The 16607-nt window shown below is 57.5% G+C and carries 17 protein-coding genes; 14 read left to right on the forward strand and 3 right to left on the reverse strand.

All coding sequences use genetic code 11. The features are described from left to right. The first annotated feature begins 146 nt into the window (after nt 1–146). The 3 genes from F3J24_RS08430 (at nt 147) to F3J24_RS08440 (ending at nt 2206) form a co-directional block, all read left to right on the forward strand. Nucleotides 147–764, forward strand: coding sequence for a YdeI family protein (locus F3J24_RS08430; RefSeq protein ID WP_167004647.1), 618 nt, complete (start codon nt 147–149; stop codon nt 762–764). Nucleotides 765–988: 224 nt separating this feature from the next. Then, entirely contained in the window at nt 989–1336 is a 348-nt protein-coding gene (locus F3J24_RS08435; RefSeq protein WP_167004650.1) for a DUF4148 domain-containing protein, read from the forward strand. 258 nt (nt 1337–1594) lie between these two features. Continuing rightward, on the forward strand, nt 1595–2206 hold the full coding sequence (locus F3J24_RS08440; protein WP_167004653.1) for a hypothetical protein: 612 nt from the start codon (nt 1595–1597) through the stop codon (nt 2204–2206). Between the two features lie 219 nt (nt 2207–2425). On the opposite strand, the gene F3J24_RS08445 is transcribed toward F3J24_RS08440, so the two are convergent. Together F3J24_RS08445 and F3J24_RS08450 are read right to left on the reverse strand one after the other, a co-directional pair. Next, a complete protein-coding gene (locus F3J24_RS08445) occupies nt 2426–2950 on the reverse strand; it encodes a hypothetical protein (RefSeq protein ID WP_167004656.1) in 525 nt (174 codons plus the stop codon). Between the two features lie 125 nt (nt 2951–3075). Further along, nucleotides 3076–3306, reverse strand: a complete 231-nt coding sequence (locus F3J24_RS08450) for a hypothetical protein (RefSeq protein WP_167004659.1) — start codon at nt 3304–3306, stop codon at nt 3076–3078. 1239 nt (nt 3307–4545) lie between these two features. Here F3J24_RS08450 and F3J24_RS08455 point away from each other — a divergent pair. From F3J24_RS08455 to F3J24_RS08505, 11 genes are all read left to right on the forward strand, one after another. Continuing rightward, entirely contained in the window at nt 4546–5754 is a 1209-nt protein-coding gene (locus tag F3J24_RS08455) for an integrase arm-type DNA-binding domain-containing protein (protein WP_167004661.1), read from the forward strand. A gap of 329 nt (nt 5755–6083) precedes the next feature. Further along, nucleotides 6084–7841, forward strand: a complete 1758-nt coding sequence (locus F3J24_RS08460; protein WP_167004663.1) for an AAA family ATPase — start codon at nt 6084–6086, stop codon at nt 7839–7841. 396 nt (nt 7842–8237) lie between these two features. Further along, the gene (locus F3J24_RS08465; protein WP_167004665.1) at nt 8238–8744 is read left to right on the forward strand and encodes an HNH endonuclease; all 507 of its coding nucleotides are present in this window, start codon (nt 8238–8240) and stop codon (nt 8742–8744) included. Nucleotides 8745–8747: 3 nt separating this feature from the next. Further along, nucleotides 8748–9128 (forward strand): hypothetical protein, encoded by a 381-nt coding sequence (locus tag F3J24_RS08470; protein WP_167004667.1) that lies wholly within the window; start codon nt 8748–8750, stop codon nt 9126–9128. Between the two features lie 539 nt (nt 9129–9667). Further along, nucleotides 9668–10009, forward strand: coding sequence for an AlpA family transcriptional regulator (locus tag F3J24_RS08475; RefSeq protein WP_167004670.1), 342 nt, complete (start codon nt 9668–9670; stop codon nt 10007–10009). Beyond that, the gene (locus F3J24_RS08480) at nt 10006–10530 is read left to right on the forward strand and encodes a hypothetical protein (protein ID WP_167004673.1); all 525 of its coding nucleotides are present in this window, start codon (nt 10006–10008) and stop codon (nt 10528–10530) included. The genes F3J24_RS08475 and F3J24_RS08480 overlap by 4 nt, the downstream gene beginning before the upstream one ends. After that, complete coding sequence (locus tag F3J24_RS08485; RefSeq protein WP_167004676.1) at nt 10527–13412, forward strand: DUF927 domain-containing protein; 2886 nt, start codon at nt 10527–10529, stop codon at nt 13410–13412. Before F3J24_RS08480 ends, F3J24_RS08485 begins: the two co-directional genes overlap by 4 nt. Nucleotides 13413–13472: 60 nt before the next feature. Further along, a complete protein-coding gene (locus F3J24_RS08490; protein WP_167004679.1) occupies nt 13473–13874 on the forward strand; it encodes a hypothetical protein in 402 nt (133 codons plus the stop codon). A 106-nt stretch (nt 13875–13980) separates the two neighbouring features. Next, complete coding sequence (locus F3J24_RS08495; RefSeq protein ID WP_167004682.1) at nt 13981–14442, forward strand: hypothetical protein; 462 nt, start codon at nt 13981–13983, stop codon at nt 14440–14442. A gap of 8 nt (nt 14443–14450) precedes the next feature. Next, nucleotides 14451–15062, forward strand: coding sequence for a hypothetical protein (locus tag F3J24_RS08500; RefSeq protein WP_167004685.1), 612 nt, complete (start codon nt 14451–14453; stop codon nt 15060–15062). A gap of 197 nt (nt 15063–15259) precedes the next feature. After that, entirely contained in the window at nt 15260–16093 is an 834-nt protein-coding gene (locus tag F3J24_RS08505) for a GIY-YIG nuclease family protein (RefSeq protein ID WP_205244657.1), read from the forward strand. A 95-nt stretch (nt 16094–16188) separates the two neighbouring features. On the opposite strand, the gene F3J24_RS08510 is transcribed toward F3J24_RS08505, so the two are convergent. Next, complete coding sequence (locus F3J24_RS08510; protein ID WP_167004691.1) at nt 16189–16395, reverse strand: hypothetical protein; 207 nt, start codon at nt 16393–16395, stop codon at nt 16189–16191. Nucleotides 16396–16607: the final 212 nt, after the last annotated feature.

Consider the following 16607-nt stretch of genomic DNA (forward strand, 5'->3'; position numbering starts at 1 on the left):
GGCCTTGCACAAGGGGGAAGCCATGGGCGTTCAGCGATCGCTACAGGCCGGGAGCTCTGGTTAAACTGGACCTCCCGTACCATCCACCAAGCTCCCGTCTCCTTGCCACGAGCCGCGCTGGTACTCATGCCGCTGAGGTCCTGGTGATGCCTTCCGTCAAATCCGTCATCCCGCTCGAATTGGCTCCGATCCTGTTCAAGAGCGCCAAAGCCTTCGAGGCCTGGCTGAAGAAGAACCATGCTGCTTCCGAAGGAATCTGGCTCAAGATCGCCAGGCGAGGTGCCAATGAGCCCAGTGTCACCTATCCCGAGGCGGTGGAGATTGCGCTGTGCTGGGGCTGGATCGATGGACAGAAGAAAAGCCTTGACGACCAGCACTATCTTCAGCGCTTCACGCCCAGGCGCGCGCGTAGCGTCTGGTCAAAGATCAATGTCGAGAAGGTGCAGGGACTCATTGAGGCGGGTCGCATGCAGCCAGCGGGTCAGGCCCAGATAGAGGCAGCCAAGGCTGACGGACGCTGGGAGCGGGCCTATGACGGTGCGCGAACCTCCACCGTACCCGAGGACCTGCAGGACGCGCTGGAGGCCGAGCCTTTGGCCAAGGCTTTTTTTGCCGGCCTTAACGCCTCCAATCGCTACGCGATACTGTGGCGTATCCAGACGGCCGCTAGGGCCGAGACACGTGCCAGGCGCATCGAGCAGTTGGTGGCGATGCTTGCTCGCGGCGAGACCATCCATATCTTCAAACCCCGTCCCAAGCCCTGATGGCGCAACACGCGTGCCCCCTTGTTTTGGGCATTGAGCTGCCCGTGCTCGGACGGCGGTGGCCAAGCCTCTGAGTCACGCGTCAAGGCTGCGGCAGAGCTGACAGGAATGTCATCGCGCTGTCCTGATTTTGATGGGCTCAGATCTCTAGCATCAACACATCTTCTCCTTAGCTTGAAGCAGGCCAAGGAGTTGTGTTCCCTAGACTTTTTCTGGAGCCAACCATGTCTCAACATCGCATTTCACTGTCCCTTGCACTGGCCGGCGTGGCCGCAGCCTTCACACTTGCGCTTCCTGGTATGGCCTCTGCTGCCGCCTATGAGCATCCGGCGAACAACGAGCAAGGCGTGACCGTTCATCCAGATCATTTCGTGAGCCAGAAGACCAGGGCTCAGGTCAAAGCCGAAACCGAAGCAGCGGTCAAGCAGGGAGGTCTGTCGTTTGGCGAAGGCAGTTTTCCGAGAGAGATTCCACACAGCGGGTCCAGCAAAACCCGCGAGCAAGTGATTCAGGAATTGCGTGAAGAATCTCCGTCCGAGCGAGAGGCGCGCCTGCAGTCCATTTCGGGCTAGGCAAACTTGGCGCCAGTGCCAGCAGCAAGTGCGAGTGTCTGGCACCAGCAAACTCACATTGACCGACAGAATGTGCCAGCGGAACGGATGTCTGCACATCGGCTACCTGCAATTGTTGGAGCGTCAGCAGCGCCTGGAAGCTTAAAAAGAGCGCGTGAAAGCGGCCCAGAGCGAGCAATTTGCGTGCGTGGATCCGCTGGTGAAAGTCGTCATTCAATGGGGCTTCAATTCCCCCGAGCACGAGCTGTGAGGTCGAGCATGGAACTGATTCAAAAAATCGACAAGCTGCGCGAGCAGATTGCGCAGATCAAGGAAGAAATCGACTGGCTGGTGCAGGCACCGCTGTCCCGCGAAGACCTCAAGGCCCGTGTGTCTGCGTGGTTCGATCGCATGTCGAGCGATGCCTCAGAGGTCAACAACAAGTTCCTGAGCCTGCGCAATCCGGGGGCATCTATCACCGAGGTGAACCCCTTGAGCGTGACGCAGGGGGTGAATTTGCTGGTAGGGCAAAGCAATGCTTCGGGGATGCTGAATATCTCGATCGCACCGCAGTTGCTCTGGCTGTTTGGCGACACCATCAAAAAGGTATTTCTGGCCAAGGTGGACGCCATGGACTATGTGCCCGGCCTGCCGCTGACCGAACGCACCACGCGCCGCGAACAGCTGACCGCGCAGCTGCGCACGCTGGAGGAAAGAGAAGAAGAGCTGATCTGTGAAGCCGAGTTGGCCCACCTGCCGATCTACCGCCGTGCCGACGCCGACCCCGCCGTGGTGCTGGCCTACGACCCGGACGGACACATGGGGGCACAAGGTGCACGGATGGTGAGCGTCAGCAGCAGCGCCCCCACATCGAACCCAGCCGCGCCCTAGAGCGAAAGCGCTTGCAGGAATGCGGTGACGGGCTTTACTCCTTCGCCCACGAATGGACCACCACGGGCCTGCAAGCGTGAATGGCTGACATGACAGAGCTGCGGCTGTCATTGCCTTTTGACAGAGGCTTCAGGGACTCCTTCGGGAGTCCCTTTTTTGTTGAGCCAATGGCTATAGAGATCGACTAAGTGCGCCGCCTATGCCCTGAAACTGCGACGATCACGAGTGAGTTTGAACTACCTTGGGTGAGAGGATTAACCATCCAATCCAGCAAGCAGCACCAGCGAGGGCATAGAGGGGTAGCGTAGCGAAGTATGCGATCGCTAGCAGAAGCGAGCCAATATTTTGAAACACTGATGCCGCCTCATGGAGGACTTGATTAAGAACCAGCTTGACTCGTCCTTCAGCTTCTGGAACTGCAAATTTGTGGCCGACAAATGCAATAAACGCGAACAGCACAAGGCAAGAAACAAACAGAAGAAGAACCATTTTCTTGTCTACAAACCGAGTGAGCGCAGATATTGCTGCACCATTCATCGGAGCATTGAATGAGAGATTCAACGTGATGTTTCGGTACGTCTGCACGGCCATGCAGAAGATGCACCACATGGCGAAATTGACCACTGCAGCCACCAGCTTGGGATGAAGGTTCTTGGCGTCCTTAGGTGTCGGCGATGCCTCAGCTGCTTGTGCTTTTTGGGATGACGGAGCACTTGAATTAGTCTTGGGATTCTTGCGATTCATTTTGTAACGAATGTGTAAGCCACCAGTCTAGCAATGCATGTTGCACTGCGGGTTTGGTGCCGCAAGAAGATCCGGAAGACCCAACGTCTTCCCGCTGGTGAAGCCGAGGGTCTTGGGTCGTAACGTTAGTCAGGAGTGACGCCGGTGTTATTTCTTTCCACCGCCCCCTGCTGGTGCATTGCTACGGCCACCGCCTGAAACATTGCCTGTGGTGCTTGGCCAGCCACCGGCGTTGCCCTGGCCGCGGCCGCCGCTGGAGCCAGAGCCGCCTCCTTTGCTGCCGCCACCTTGAGACCCGCCCCACCTTGTGAGCCGCCGCTGCGACCGCCACCACCGCTCATGCCACCTTTGCTCATCACTGTCTCCTGGCCGGTTTGAGTAGGCGACGCGTCACTATCCGGCTTTCGTAGCGCGTCGTAGAGAACGATGAACCTTATCAAGCTGCCTTGCTGTTGAAGTTGTTAAGTGAGGTGAATCTGTTCCCACGTTCCCACTGCGAATTTGGCTGTTCCCACAAGGCAGTGGGAATACTTTTATCTAATGAAATCATATGGTTGTAAGAGATTTTTGGGTTTGTTCCCGCGTTCCCACTAAAAAAGAGTCATACCCCGAAGGAAGTGCGGTTGCATGTGTGCTTGAGCTGCAATCTGTTCCCACGTTTCCACTGCGAATTTGGATGTTCCCATAGATCAATGGGAACGGTTTTTGTTAATAAAATCATTGGATTGCGTGTATTTTTCTGCGTGTTCCCACTGTTCCCACTAAAAAAGAGTCATACCCCGAAGCAAGTTGCATGTGTGCAGGCAGTTGCCGCACCTTTTCAACGAGTTCTGACCGAGCGGATGCAGTTTGAGCGGCGGCCCCGGAGGGGGCTGGGCAATGCCTTCTGTGCGCTGCAACGGGTAGTAGTGAGGCAGGCATGGCACCAGAGAAGACAGTGCTCGGGCAGCCTTCTGGTGCTGATACAGGCCTGCATGGCTGTGGTCGCGCCTGCAGGGCATGCCCAAACACATTTCTCTATGACGCGGATGCCCCGAGCCGCATGTGCCCGCTGTTCTACGACCCTCTATAGGGGGTTGTGTGGTGAGGCCGGCCACGGGTCCTTCCCGCATAGCTTGGAAGCGGGTAATTCGAGCCGCGTTGTCGGACTGTTCAGCGGGTTGCTAAGGGGGGTTAAGTGAAGATCTGAACTCTACGAATCAGCAGAGTAGTGCAGACGTAAGTTTTGAGATGGCAACCGCAGGGGGTTAAGTGAACCTGGCCTGTGGGGGTATCTGGCCCGGATCCTTGGGGGTACATCGGCAGGATCTGGGGGCACAAATGAAATGTGCCCCCAATTTTTGAAAGCATGCCCCCAAATGTGCCCCCACATATGCGTGGATGCCATTGGACTCTGATGGACTTCAGTGGAAAGAAAAAGGCCGTTTTCAGAGGAGAAATAAAAAAGTCCGGAAGCCTTTGGAAGCTACCGGACTAGAAAATGGTCCCCCCGACAGAAATCACACTCCGCCCGCTAACCCGCATGGATATTAGGTTTCGCACAAACGAGCCTAAGATGTACCCCCAAATGTACCCCCAGCCATGCGAGGATGCCCATGAAACTGACCGACGCCAAGCTGCGCAACCTGAGCGAGACCGGCAAATACTTCGACGGCGGTGGGCTGTTTCTCGACTACGCCAAGAGCGGCGGCAAGTACTGGCGGCTCAAGTACCGCAGCAATGGCAAAGAGAAGCTGCTGGCTCTGGGCGTCTATCCGGCTGTGGGCCTCAAGGATGCACGGGAACAAGCCGTGCAGGCCCGCATGCTCATTCAGTCCGGTATTGACCCGGCAGAGCAGCGCAAGGTGGGCAAGGCCAAGGCCGAGAAAGAGGCCGTCAACACCCTGCAGGCTGTGACCGCTGAATGGCTGGAGCACCAGGCCGCCCGGTGGGAGCCTGTCACGCTGCAGCGCATACAAGCCTCTCTGGAAAACGACATCCTGCACATCCTGGGCGCAAGGCCGCTGGCCAGCATCACGCCGCTGGAGGTCATGGCCGCCGTCAAGGTGATCGAGGCCCGTGGCGCGGGCGAGCAGGCGGGTCGGGTGCTGCAACGGGTCAAGGCCATCTTTCGCTGGGCCGTCATTCACGGAAGGCTGCAAAGCAACCCCATGGTGGATCTGGTGCCGTCCGAGATCCTGCGGCCCCGTGAAGTCAAACACCGTGCCGCCATCGACGACCGCGAGCTGCCCGAGTTCCTGGCCCGGCTCGATGCCTATGACGGCGAGCTGCACACCGTCAGTGCCCTGCGGTTGCTCATACTCACTGCCACGCGCCCTGGCGAGGCACGCTGTGCCCGCTGGGACGAGATCGACCTGGACGCTGCTGTGTGGACTATTCCTGCCGAGCGCATGAAGATGCGGCAGGAACACCGCGTGCCCCTGTCGCGGCAGGCCGTGGCCGTGCTGCAGCAGATGCGGCCTATCTCAGAGCGGCTGGAGCTGGTCTTTCCCAGCCCGTTCTACAGCACCAAGCCGCTGAGCGAGAACACCTTCAACTCGGCCATGGCCCGCATGGGCTACAAGTACCTGGCTACGGCTCACGGCTTTCGGGCCTTGTTCTCGACCGTGGCCAACGAGGCAGGCTGGCGCCCGGACGTGATCGAGCGGCAACTGGCCCACAAAGAGCGCAACCAGGTGCGGGCCGCCTACCACCGCAGCACCTATATGGCAGAGCGCACCCAGCTCATGCAATGGTGGGCCGACTACCTCGATGCCCGTAGAACGGGGCAGACGCTGGCCATGCCCCAGCAGGCGAGGGTCTAGGCCGAACTAGATAGGAGAGACAAGACCACCAGCCGCCCGCCGAGGCGGCTTTTTTGTGCCTGCTAACCAAGAAGTGTCACTTTGTTACAACGCAATTTGCTTTGGGACTATTTCTGCAAAAACCGTGGGAACGTGGGAACAAGCGAAGCAGAAATGCCGGAAATGCTTATGTAGTAATAGTTAGATGCTATCAAAATATGTGGGAACAGGATGGGAACAAGAAGGGAACATAGTGGGAACACTTAGATATTGAATAGATTTATTTTTATTGAAATAATTTAATATTATTTTTCGTTAAGAATAATCTCTTCAAAAACTAGGAGTAATTGATGTCAATCAAGATTTCTAATCTGCAAATCATAAACTACAAGTCATGCAAAGACATATCTCTTAGATTGGAGAAATATACTCCGCTAGTTGGCTACAATAATTCTGGTAAATCAAATATTATTGCAGCCATTCAGTGGCTTTTAAGAAGGTCCGCACTAGATGAGTCATATTTTGGAGATGTCAACTCTAAAATAGAAGTAATTGCTGAAGTGACAGGGGTAGATGAAGATGCACTCAGTATTCTTCCTGATAATCAAAAGGCTCAAATATCGCCTTTTGTTTTTGACGGAAAGCTGATAATAAAAAGAGTTCAGCTTACTCCTAATGATAGGTCGACTGATATTAAAATTCACGTCTACAATCCTGCCAATGATGAATGGAGAGTGAATCCTACTGGGATAGATGCCGCCATTGGGAAGCTACTACCAGAGCCAATTAGAATCGGCGCGATGGAAGATGCAGCAGAAGATGCAGCTAAGGCTAAAACAACCACGACAATTGGAAAGCTTTTAGCTGAGCTAATTAAACCTTTGCGCACTGCTCACGAGAAGGACATAAATCAGCATCTGGGGCAGATAGAGCAGCAAATTTCTCATAATGGAACAGCTAGATTGGCTGAGCTATCGGAGATGGATAGTTCTATTAATGGGAAAATAAATGATTTGTTTCCTGGGATAGGTATAAAGCTTCACTTTCCTGTTCCATCTATCGATGACTTGATTAAGGCTGGGACCTTAAAGGTGTACGAGGGCGATGATGTGTCCAGAGACTTCTCTTCCTACGGACATGGCACTCAGCGCTCGATACAAATGGCCTTGGTTCGGCATTTGGCTGAAGTGCGGCGTGAGCAGGGAGGCAGTGATGGGACAACATTATTATTGATTGACGAGCCTGAGCTGTATCTGCATCCGTTTGCTATTGAGCACATAAGAAGTGCGCTGAAAATTCTTTCTGATAATGGATATCAGATTGTGTTTTCAACGCACTCGGCTCAGATGATAAAGTCGGATGATGCTCAGAATACTATTCTGATCAGAAAGTCAGGTAAAGGAACTTACTCCAGAACACAACTTGGAACAGCTATTCAAGAGGCTGTCCCAAATTCAGTTCACCAGATGGAGTACCTATTCTCATTAAGTCACTCCAATCAGATACTTTTTGCAGATAAAGTTGTTCTGACTGAAGGGAAGACGGAGCAGAGATTACTGCCGTATATCTTTGAAAGCATTCAAACAAAGTCTCTTGGACAACATAAGACGGCATTGGTGCCGCAGGGCGGCGTGGGAAATACGGGAAAGTGTATGGAAATACTTTCAAGAATGGATTTACCATGCAAGGCTATTGTTGATTTAGACTATGCCTTCAATGATGCAATTTCCGCAGGATTCATTGAATCCACTGATGCCGATATCCAGGCTGTTATGAAAATATTCCAATCAATGGCGGCTAATAATGTCATAACACTTAATGTGCACACGGGCTTGCCAAAAAGTGGAAATGTTTCTGCATCAGATGCATTTGAAATGGTGGCGAAAGATCCTAATGCGGTCACTCATATTCACAATATTCATCAGAAACTTAAAGCAAAGGGGATTTGGGTGTGGACAGTCGGTGCAATAGAAACACCTTTAGGTTTGAAAGGAAAAACCGAGAAGTCTTGGGCTGAATTCAAGCAACGAGCCTCAACTGACGGGTTGGAGTCGGTATGCGCGGACTACGCGAGTATCTCGGCGATGACCGCTTGGATCGCAGCCTAGACCTCATTGAGGTGGTAGCCTGTTGGGCCTGTTGTAAGGCTGAAGTTTGAATCGTTAGTAGTCTCAAAAAACCTCCTTTACGGGAGGTTTTTTTATGGTCTCTTCATCAAAAAGCGTTGTTCACAACCCGCTTCACTGTGTGCTACATTCCACTTCGTCACGCCCGTAAAGCGTGACCGGGATTGGTCTCCCGGTACACTCCCACGACGAAAGCCGTGGTCTCTTTAGCTGAGTCTGCGGCTTTGTCGTCTGTGCCCCTTTATGGCGGCTCGGATGGGGAGGCTCGCGCCTCGCCGGTTCCCGCAGGGAGTGTCCGGTAGACCAACCCGTTCGAGCTGCCGCCCCGATTGGTCTCGGAGCGGTGGTTTTTGAACACCACACTCCCTGGAGGCCGTCATGGCTACCATCTCCCCCGCACACACCGCTGTGCAACCCAATGCATTCAGCAATGCGCCATCGCTGGATGCCAAGTCTTTTCAAGGCTTGACAGTAGAGCAATGCTTTTGCCCTGACTGGATCCGCAAAAACCGCTGGGGCTACCCCATCGCTACCAACGGCAAAGGCGGTAAGTCAGCCGGGCATCGCCTGGCGTATCGGCTGTTTGTCGGCCCAATTCCTAACGGCATCATGGTGCTGCACCGCTGCGGCAATCAAGCCTGCATCAACCCCCATCACCTCTATCTGGGCAACGCCCAGCAAAACGCGCTCGACCGTGATCTGCACGGCAACACTAGGGCGGCAGTACAGCTGCCGCAAACCAAGCTGAGCGACGAAGATGTGCGAGCCATTCGTGCCAGCAGCGAGAGCTGCACGGCCCTGGCCAAGCGCTACGGCATGAGCCGCTCGTACATGTGGTGCGTGCGTACCGGCGCAGCCCGCAACAAGCAAAAAACAGAGGGCTGAGGCATGACAGCCCTCAACACCTCTGCTGCCCGCAACGCAGTGGCAGCGCAGCCGCGCCCGTCTTTTGCGACGCTGCACACAACTCCCATCGACTCGACCTCGGATCCGCAGGCCCGGCTCTCGCACCGCGAAGCGCGGCAGCTCGTGTGCGAGATCCGCACATGGGCACGCCAGTTCAACGCGCCCGATGCAAAGGCGCTGGCCGCAGCCATGGATGACATGGAGCGCCTGCTGCTTTGGCTGTGGACGGAGATGGACGAAAGCCTGCTGCGTTTGACGCTGGCCGAGTCCGCATCGACCCCCGAAAAAGCCGCCGAACTGCGGGCCGTGTCCATGCAGTTTTTGGGCCGCTGGCTGGGCCGAAAAAGCACCGATCAGGGCTGAAAAAACGCTCTGGAACAGGCCGCAGGGGGCTTGTCCCCCTGAATGTCAGTGGGTCATGCGATATCAGAGAGTGATTTTTTCGATTTTTTCAGGTGAGCTTTTGGCGTAGTTGCTAGCACTCCGCAGAGTCGAAAAAAAGGTGCTTCAAGTTGCAACGTAAACATGTGTTTGCTATTGATTTGATTGCATTAAATCAATGCCTGATAAGAGATTGAGTGCAGTTACAAAATATGGCGACATGTTTTACATGGACTTGTCCGCGTATCTCTTGGACGATCGCCCGCGCTGACTTTCTTGGACTTCTTTGCACTTTGTTGGAGAGACAAAAACATGCATCACCGATCACAAGCAACGCGTGCCGTTTTGGCTGCCAGTGCCCATTACTGGCGCATGCACATCAATGCCCGCCAGTCACTGCCGAACCATGCGCCGCGCCGCTTCGCACGCATGGCTGCAGGCCCGTGCAAACAGGCTGCATCCACCGTGCCAGCCAGGTTGCACCAGGGCTGAGGTTTCCACTTTTCTACGGAGAGCAAGACATGAACGTGCATGACATCCACGCCGCGCCGTCCCGCCAAGAAGCCGACGCCTGCAAGAAGCGCCGCCGCTCCGTGCCGGTGGCGGTGTATGCCAAGGGCGGCTTGCAGCCGGGCGACCGACTGCTGCCGCTGGCCGAGGTGGAGCGCATGACTTCGGCCAAGAAGAGCTGGATTTACTACCGCATCGGGCAGGGGCTGTTTCCCCGTCCGATCCGCCTGTGTGCAGGCCGCCGCGTGGCCTGGAGCGAGCGGGCCATTCAAGCCTGGATCGAGGCCCAGTCTGCCGGTGAGGGCGGACTGAGCAATGTGCCTGAAAGCAATATCGAGGGAGAAAAGGTATGAGCCGATTACCCGATCAATGGACGCCCAGCCCCGCTGCCGAGAAAGCCATTCAGGCTGCGCAGTTGCAGGCGCAGAGGCTGCTGAAACTGGCCGCAGAGCATCTGCAGAGCAACAAGGTGCCGGAGGATGAAGTGCTTTATCAGCTGCGGATTCCTGCAGACCCCGGCAACCCGCATGCGGTGCTGCAATTGCAAATTGCTTGGCCCGGCTTGCTGCAGCTGGTGAATGCCCGCGTTGGCTTGCTGCAAAGCGCCAATCTGGCCGATGCGGACTGGGTGATGCGAGCTAGGCTGCCCCAACTGCGTGCCCGCTGCCCGGCTGATCGCGTGCTGCTCAAGGCGACCATGCGCCGCCCCCACACCCTGCCGGTGAAAGTGACCTTCGACGCTTCTGGCGTGTTGCGTGTGATGCATGCCCGCACGCACAAGCTGCTGGCGGTGTCTGCACAGGGCGCACCGTTCAAGCTGTCGCCCGATTTTCAGGCGCTGACCTTTCATGACCTGATGCCGAGGCTGCGATGACTGGAACGCCGATTTCTGTCGCCCTGTTGGGCGAGGCGCTGGGCTTTATCCCGGCAAGCCTGCCGCGTGACGAATGGGCACGCGTGGGCATGGCGATCAAAAGCGAGTTCCCGGACGATGCGGGCTGGGGACTGTTTCGAGACTGGAGCGCCAGCGATGCGGCTAGTTTCGACGAGGCTGCGGCGCTGAGCACATGGCGCAGCATCAAGGCCGGTGGCGGGGTGGGCGTGTCCACCTTGCTGTATCTGGCCAAGCAACACGGCTTCAAGCTGCCGCGGCGAAACAAGGGGCCGCATCTGCCGGGCAAGCCATTGCAGGGCAGGGCGGTGCAAAAGTCTGTCGCCGCCAAGGCCGCCGAAGAGGCGCAGCAAAGGGCCGCCCAGCAAGCCGTGGCACAGCAGGCCGTGCAGCAGTGGGAGGCCGCCAGCACCACGGGCAGCAGTGCCTATTTGCAGCGCAAGGGCGTGATGGGCTACGGCGTGCGATATGCCGCCGATGGTTGCTTGCTGGTGCCGCTGCGTGACGAAAAAGGCGAGCTGTGGAATGTGCAACGCATTGCCCCGGCCAAGCCAGCGAAGGGGCCGGACAAGCTGTTTTTGAAGGGCGGCAGAAAGTCGGGCCTGTGGCACATGCTGGGCAGTGCAGACGCTGCCGAAACCGTGCTGCTGGCCGAAGGCTATGCCACTGCCGCCAGCTTGCGGCAGGCCACGGGATTGCCAGTGGCCATGGCCTTTGATGCGGGCAATCTGCTGCATGTGGCCAAGGCCTTGCATGAGCTGATTCCCGACGCCTTGCTGGTGGTGTGCGGCGATGACGATGCCGACGCCGAGCAGAAGATGGGCCGCAATACCGGGCGTAGCAAGGCCAGTGCAGCCGCTGCGGCGGTGGGCGGTGCGGCGGTCTTCCCCACGGATCTGCCGGACGGCGGCAGCGACTTCAACGACATGTATCTGGCCCGCAGCCTGGAGGCCGTGAAGGCGTGCGTGATGGATGCGATCGAGCAGCACCGAACGAATGCCGCCCAGGCTGCAGAGTCACAGCAAGGGCATGAGTTGGGGGCTGATGCTGCGCCTGTGCAAACGGGTGACGATCCGTTCAGCGTGACGCAATACGGCGTGTGGTTTCATGGCCGCGACAAGGACGGCAACCCGGCCCGCCCGCTGTGGTTGTGCTCGCCCTTGGAGGTAGAGGCGCTGACGCGCAATCAGGAGGGCATGGGCTGGGGCTACCTGCTGAGTTTTGAAGACCCGCTGGGCGTGCCGCGCCAGTGGGCCATGCCTGCCCGCATGTTGAGCAGCGACGGCGGCGAGTACCGGGGCATGCTGCTGAACATGGGGCTGCGCATTGCCACGGCTCCCATGGCCAGAAACCGGCTGACCGAGTACATCCAGACCCGCAAGCCCGGTGCGTTTGCGAGTTGCACCGACCGCATAGGCTGGCACAAGCGGGCCTTTGTGCTGCCGCACGAAGCCATTGGCGACAAGGACGAACGCATTGTTTTTCAGTCGGATGCGGCGATGGAAAACACCTTCCGCATCAAGCGCGGTGTGGATGACTGGATCGAGCACGTTGGCCGCTACTGTGCGGGCAACAGCCGCATGGTGTTTGCGGTGTGCTGCGCGTTTGCCGGGCCGATGTTGCGGCCTGCGGGCATGGAGAGCGGCGGCTTTCACATTCGGGGCGGCAGCTCGTCGGGCAAGACCACGGCGGCGCGTGTGGCGGCCAGCGTGTATGGCGGCCCGGACTATATGCAGCGCTGGCGCACCACGGACAACGCACTGGAGGTGATTGCGGCCCAGCATTGCGACAGTTTGCTGATTCTGGACGAGCTGTCTCAGGTGGACGGCAAGGTGGCGGGCGACTGTGCCTACATGTTGGCCAACGAGCAAAGCAAGGCGCGGTCGACACGCACGGGCGCCGCACGCTCGCGGCTGTCGTGGCGGCTGTTGTTTCTGAGCACGGGCGAGCTGAGTTTGAGCGATCACATGGCCGAGGGCGGCAAGCGATCGAGAACCGGCCAGGACGTACGCATGGCCGATATTCCTGCCGAAGCAGGCAAGGGCTGGGGAGCTTTTGAGTATCTGCACGGCCAACCGGATCCGGCCTCTCTGGCCGCGTTGCTGACCCGTGAAGCCGAGCGGTGTCATGGTGCTGTCGGTCGTGCCTTTTTGCAGTGGGCCACGGCCAATGCCGAGACCTTGCCCAAGCGCTTGCGGGATGCCGTGAGCGTGCTCACCGCCGCTTGGATGCCGCAGGGCGCCAGCGGGCAGGTGGCCCGGGTGGCAGCCCGTTTTGCATTGGTTGCAGTGGCCGGTGCCATGGCGACCGAAGCGGGCCTGACTGGCTGGAACGAAGGCGAGAGCGAGGACGCTGTGAAGGCCTGTTTTGACGCATGGCTGGCAGGCCGCGGCGGATCCGGCAGCGGCGAAGTGACGGCCATGCTGCGGCAGGTACGGGCCTTCTTTGAAGCGCATGGCGAGGGCCGCTTTACGTGGTGGCATCGAGCCGCCGACGATCACAGCGTGAAGACGCTGCAGCGGGCTGGGTATCGGCGTCTGGTCGATGAAGAGGGCAAGCCTGTGAAGGCCGAGCCGAAGCTGAGCGGCCCACGCCTGAATGGCGACGATCAGCGGCTGTATGACGAGCTGGTGCCTGCGGTGGCCACGGAGGATATGCAGGTGGAGTTCTTTGTGTTGCCCGAGGTGTTCCGCAACGAGGTCTGCAATGGCTACGACTACACGGCGGTGTGCAGCGTGCTGCTGCAGCATGGCTGCTTGAAGCCAGGCAAGGGCCGCAGCTACGACGACAAGCAGCGCCTGCCCGGACTGGGGCAAGCACGGTGCTATCGCATCACGTCAGCGATCTATGAACTGGAGCTGTGAGTGATCGAGTGCAAGCGAACGAGGCAGGCCAGCCGCCTGCCGGAGAACCCCATTCGGCGCATGCGCATTGCAGCCCGTTTGCTGCGGGAGCAGCACGGCGAGTTGGCTGCATGGCTGGAGGCGGCGGTGCAGGAACACATCCAGCAGGGCACCGATATGGACAGGGCGCTGGGCTTTGCGGGCACTCTGGGCCGCACGCCCCGTTTCGATGTGCTGCGTGTGTGGCGCAACCGCCTGTTGTCGCGTGCATTGCTGCATCTGCATGGCGATATGCGAGCGCTGCACCGTGAGGTGCTGTTGTACCTGGAGCGGGTTCCCGAGTACCTCAAAGACCGGCAGCAGCCGGACATGAACTGGACTGCCGCACGCCGCTTGATACACCGTGCGCATCGTCAGGGGCTGGGCCTTCCCGCCACGCTCGACGGGCTGCGCAAGGCCTTGCGAAACATGGGCTGCAGCTGAGTTGAAAGCGTGAAATTGCCCCCTGAATACGCGGCCTGTGGCTGTTGATTCTCGGGCTGCACGACGAGCATTGCTCTTGTCACAACGGCACTTGAACGGAGAGCACATGCCAAGCTATGACAAGGCAAAGATGATGCGGCTGCTGGAGGCAAAGCGGGCCATCCATCTGACCTCGAATGATTTCTACCACCGCCTGCGGGAGCTGAGAGAGCACATCGGCGGCAAGCGCACCTTCATGCGCAGCAACGCCAACATGTACGAGAGCCGGGATCAGGTGGAGTCCATGCTTGAGTTGCCGCTGGACAAGGCCCGTGCTTTGACGCGAGAGCAGGTCGAGAAATTCCAGCGCCCCACATACACCGGCTCGGGCACCCAACACGACGAAGCACCAACGGGCATCAGCTACGGCCTGTGGGGCGAGTACCTGCAACTGCTGGAACGTCAGCAGCGCCTGGAAGCTGAAAAAGAGCGCGTGAAAGCGGCCCAGAGCGAGCAATTTGCATGCGTGGATCCGCTGGTGAAAGCCGTCATTCAATGGGGCTTCAATTCCCCCGAGCACGAGCTGTGAGGTTGAGCATGGAACTGATTCAAAAAATCGACAAGCTGCGCGAGCAGATCGCGCAGATCAAGGAAGAGATTGATTGGCTGGTGCAGGCTCCGCTGTCCCGCGAAGACCTCAAGGCCCGCGTGTCCGCGTGGTTCGATCGCATGTCGGGCGATGCCGCAGAGGTCAACAACAAGTTCCTGAGCCTGCGCAATCCGGGGGCATCTATCACCGAGGTGAACCCCTTGAGCGTGACGCAGGGAGTGAATTTGCCAGTGGGGCAAAGCAATGCTTCGGGGATGCTGAATATCTCGATTGCACCGCAGCTGATCTGGCTGTTTGGCGACACCATCAAAAAGGTATTTCTGGCCAAGGTGGATGCCATGGACTATGTGCCCGGCCTGCCATTGACCGAACGCACCACACGCCGCGAACAGTTGACCACGCAGCTGCGCACGCTGGAGGAAAAAGAAGAAGAGCTGATCTGTGAAGCCGAGCTGGCCCACCTGCCGATCTACCGTCGGGCCGACGCCGACCCTGCCGTGGTGCTGGCCTACGACCCGGACGGAGACATGGGGGCACAAGGCGCACGGCTGGTGAGCGTCAGCAGCAGCGCCCCCACATCGAACCCAGCCGCGCCCTAGAGCGAGAGCGCTTGCAGGTTTGTGGTGACGGGCTTTACTCCTTGGCCCACGAAATGACCGCCAAGGGCCTGCAAGCGTGAATGGCTGACATGACAGAGCTGCGGCTGTCATTGCCTTGTGACAGAGGCTTCAAGGACTCCTTCGGGAGTCCTTTTTTTGTTGGCTGGAACCAGAGGTGTGTGGTGCAGGTGAGCAACTTGTTCAGTTCCAAGACTAAAGGCTTTCAGTCTTTAGCCGCTATTCGAGTACAGTTTTCCGCACATCAAATGGAACGGTTAGGAATACAAGAAATGCTGACCCCTGCGAAGTATTGGAGAGTTGCTTGTGAACTTGATGCTAGCGATGAGCAACCACCTTCCGCATTTACATTGCCGGAGGCTCTAGCTAACAAGGCCGCGCCCCCTGCACGCGGTCATGGAATCACTATTGCAGCGTACGATGAAGCTGAACAAACTGGATTGCTGAGGTGGCTAGGTATTGTTGTTGGTGGTTCTGGTGTGCTTCGCAACATTGAATGGAAGCAGACTTCCGCTCAGATTTGGGTTGACAGCGGCTCAGGACGTGGCTTTTGGAAAGCTGGATCCTTCGGTTTCGCCTCAAAAAAAGTCGCGGACTATGGGTTGCATGAGCTCTGGCAGCAGCATTTTGAGGGCTTTGAGCTACGTGACAGTACGGTCATGACAAGCAAGCCTGTAAGGTCAATACGCTCGTATTCGAGCTTCATCTCCCAGGAGCGGCTTACGCCGATTGAGATCGTCGGCGAGGCGGCAGCGGGAGCTAAAGCCGGCGTGGTCTATGTTTTGAGATCTGCCTATGGATACAAGGTAGGTAGAACTCGTAACATCCCTGCCCGCATGAGAGCCTTTGGTGTTCACTTGCCTTTCATCTACACCATTCCATTGTGCGTTTGGTTTGACGATTGCCATGCTGCGGAAAGCCGTTATCACACAATGTTTTCGGATAAGCGCATAAATGGCGAGTGGTTTGACCTTTCCGAAAGTGACATCGACCTAATCAGACTTAGGGCATAGCGAAAGAGATAGCTCTTTTCGCTATGCTCGTTATGTATTAAACCTGCCGTGTGGGTCTTTGGGCGGGTTATAGAAATCCAGAGCTGTAGCTTTAGCTATTTCTTGCCGCCCCCGGCTGGTGCATTGCTACGGCCTCCGCCCGAAACATTTCCTGTGGTGCTTGGCCAGCCGCCGGCATTGCCCTGGCCTCGGCCGCCGCTGGAGCCCGAGCTGCCTCCTTTGCTGCCGCCACCCTGAGATCCGCCTCCGCCTTGTGAGCCGCCGCTGCGACCGCCACCACCGCTCATGCCACCTTTGCTCATCGCTGTCTCCTGGCCGGTTTGAGTAGGCGACGCGTCACTATCCGGCTTTCGTAGCGCGTCGTAGAGAACGATGAACCGTATCAAGCTGCCTTGCTGTCGAAGATGTTAAGCGAGGTGAATCTGTTCCCACGTTCCCACTGCGAATTTGGCTGTTCCCACTGCGAGTGGGAACACTTTTATTGAACGAATTCAAAGGCTTGCAAGCATTTTTC

Source organism: Comamonas sp. Tr-654, from assembly GCF_011752915.1.
In the GTDB taxonomy this organism is placed as follows: Bacteria; Pseudomonadota; Gammaproteobacteria; order Burkholderiales; family Burkholderiaceae_C; genus Comamonas.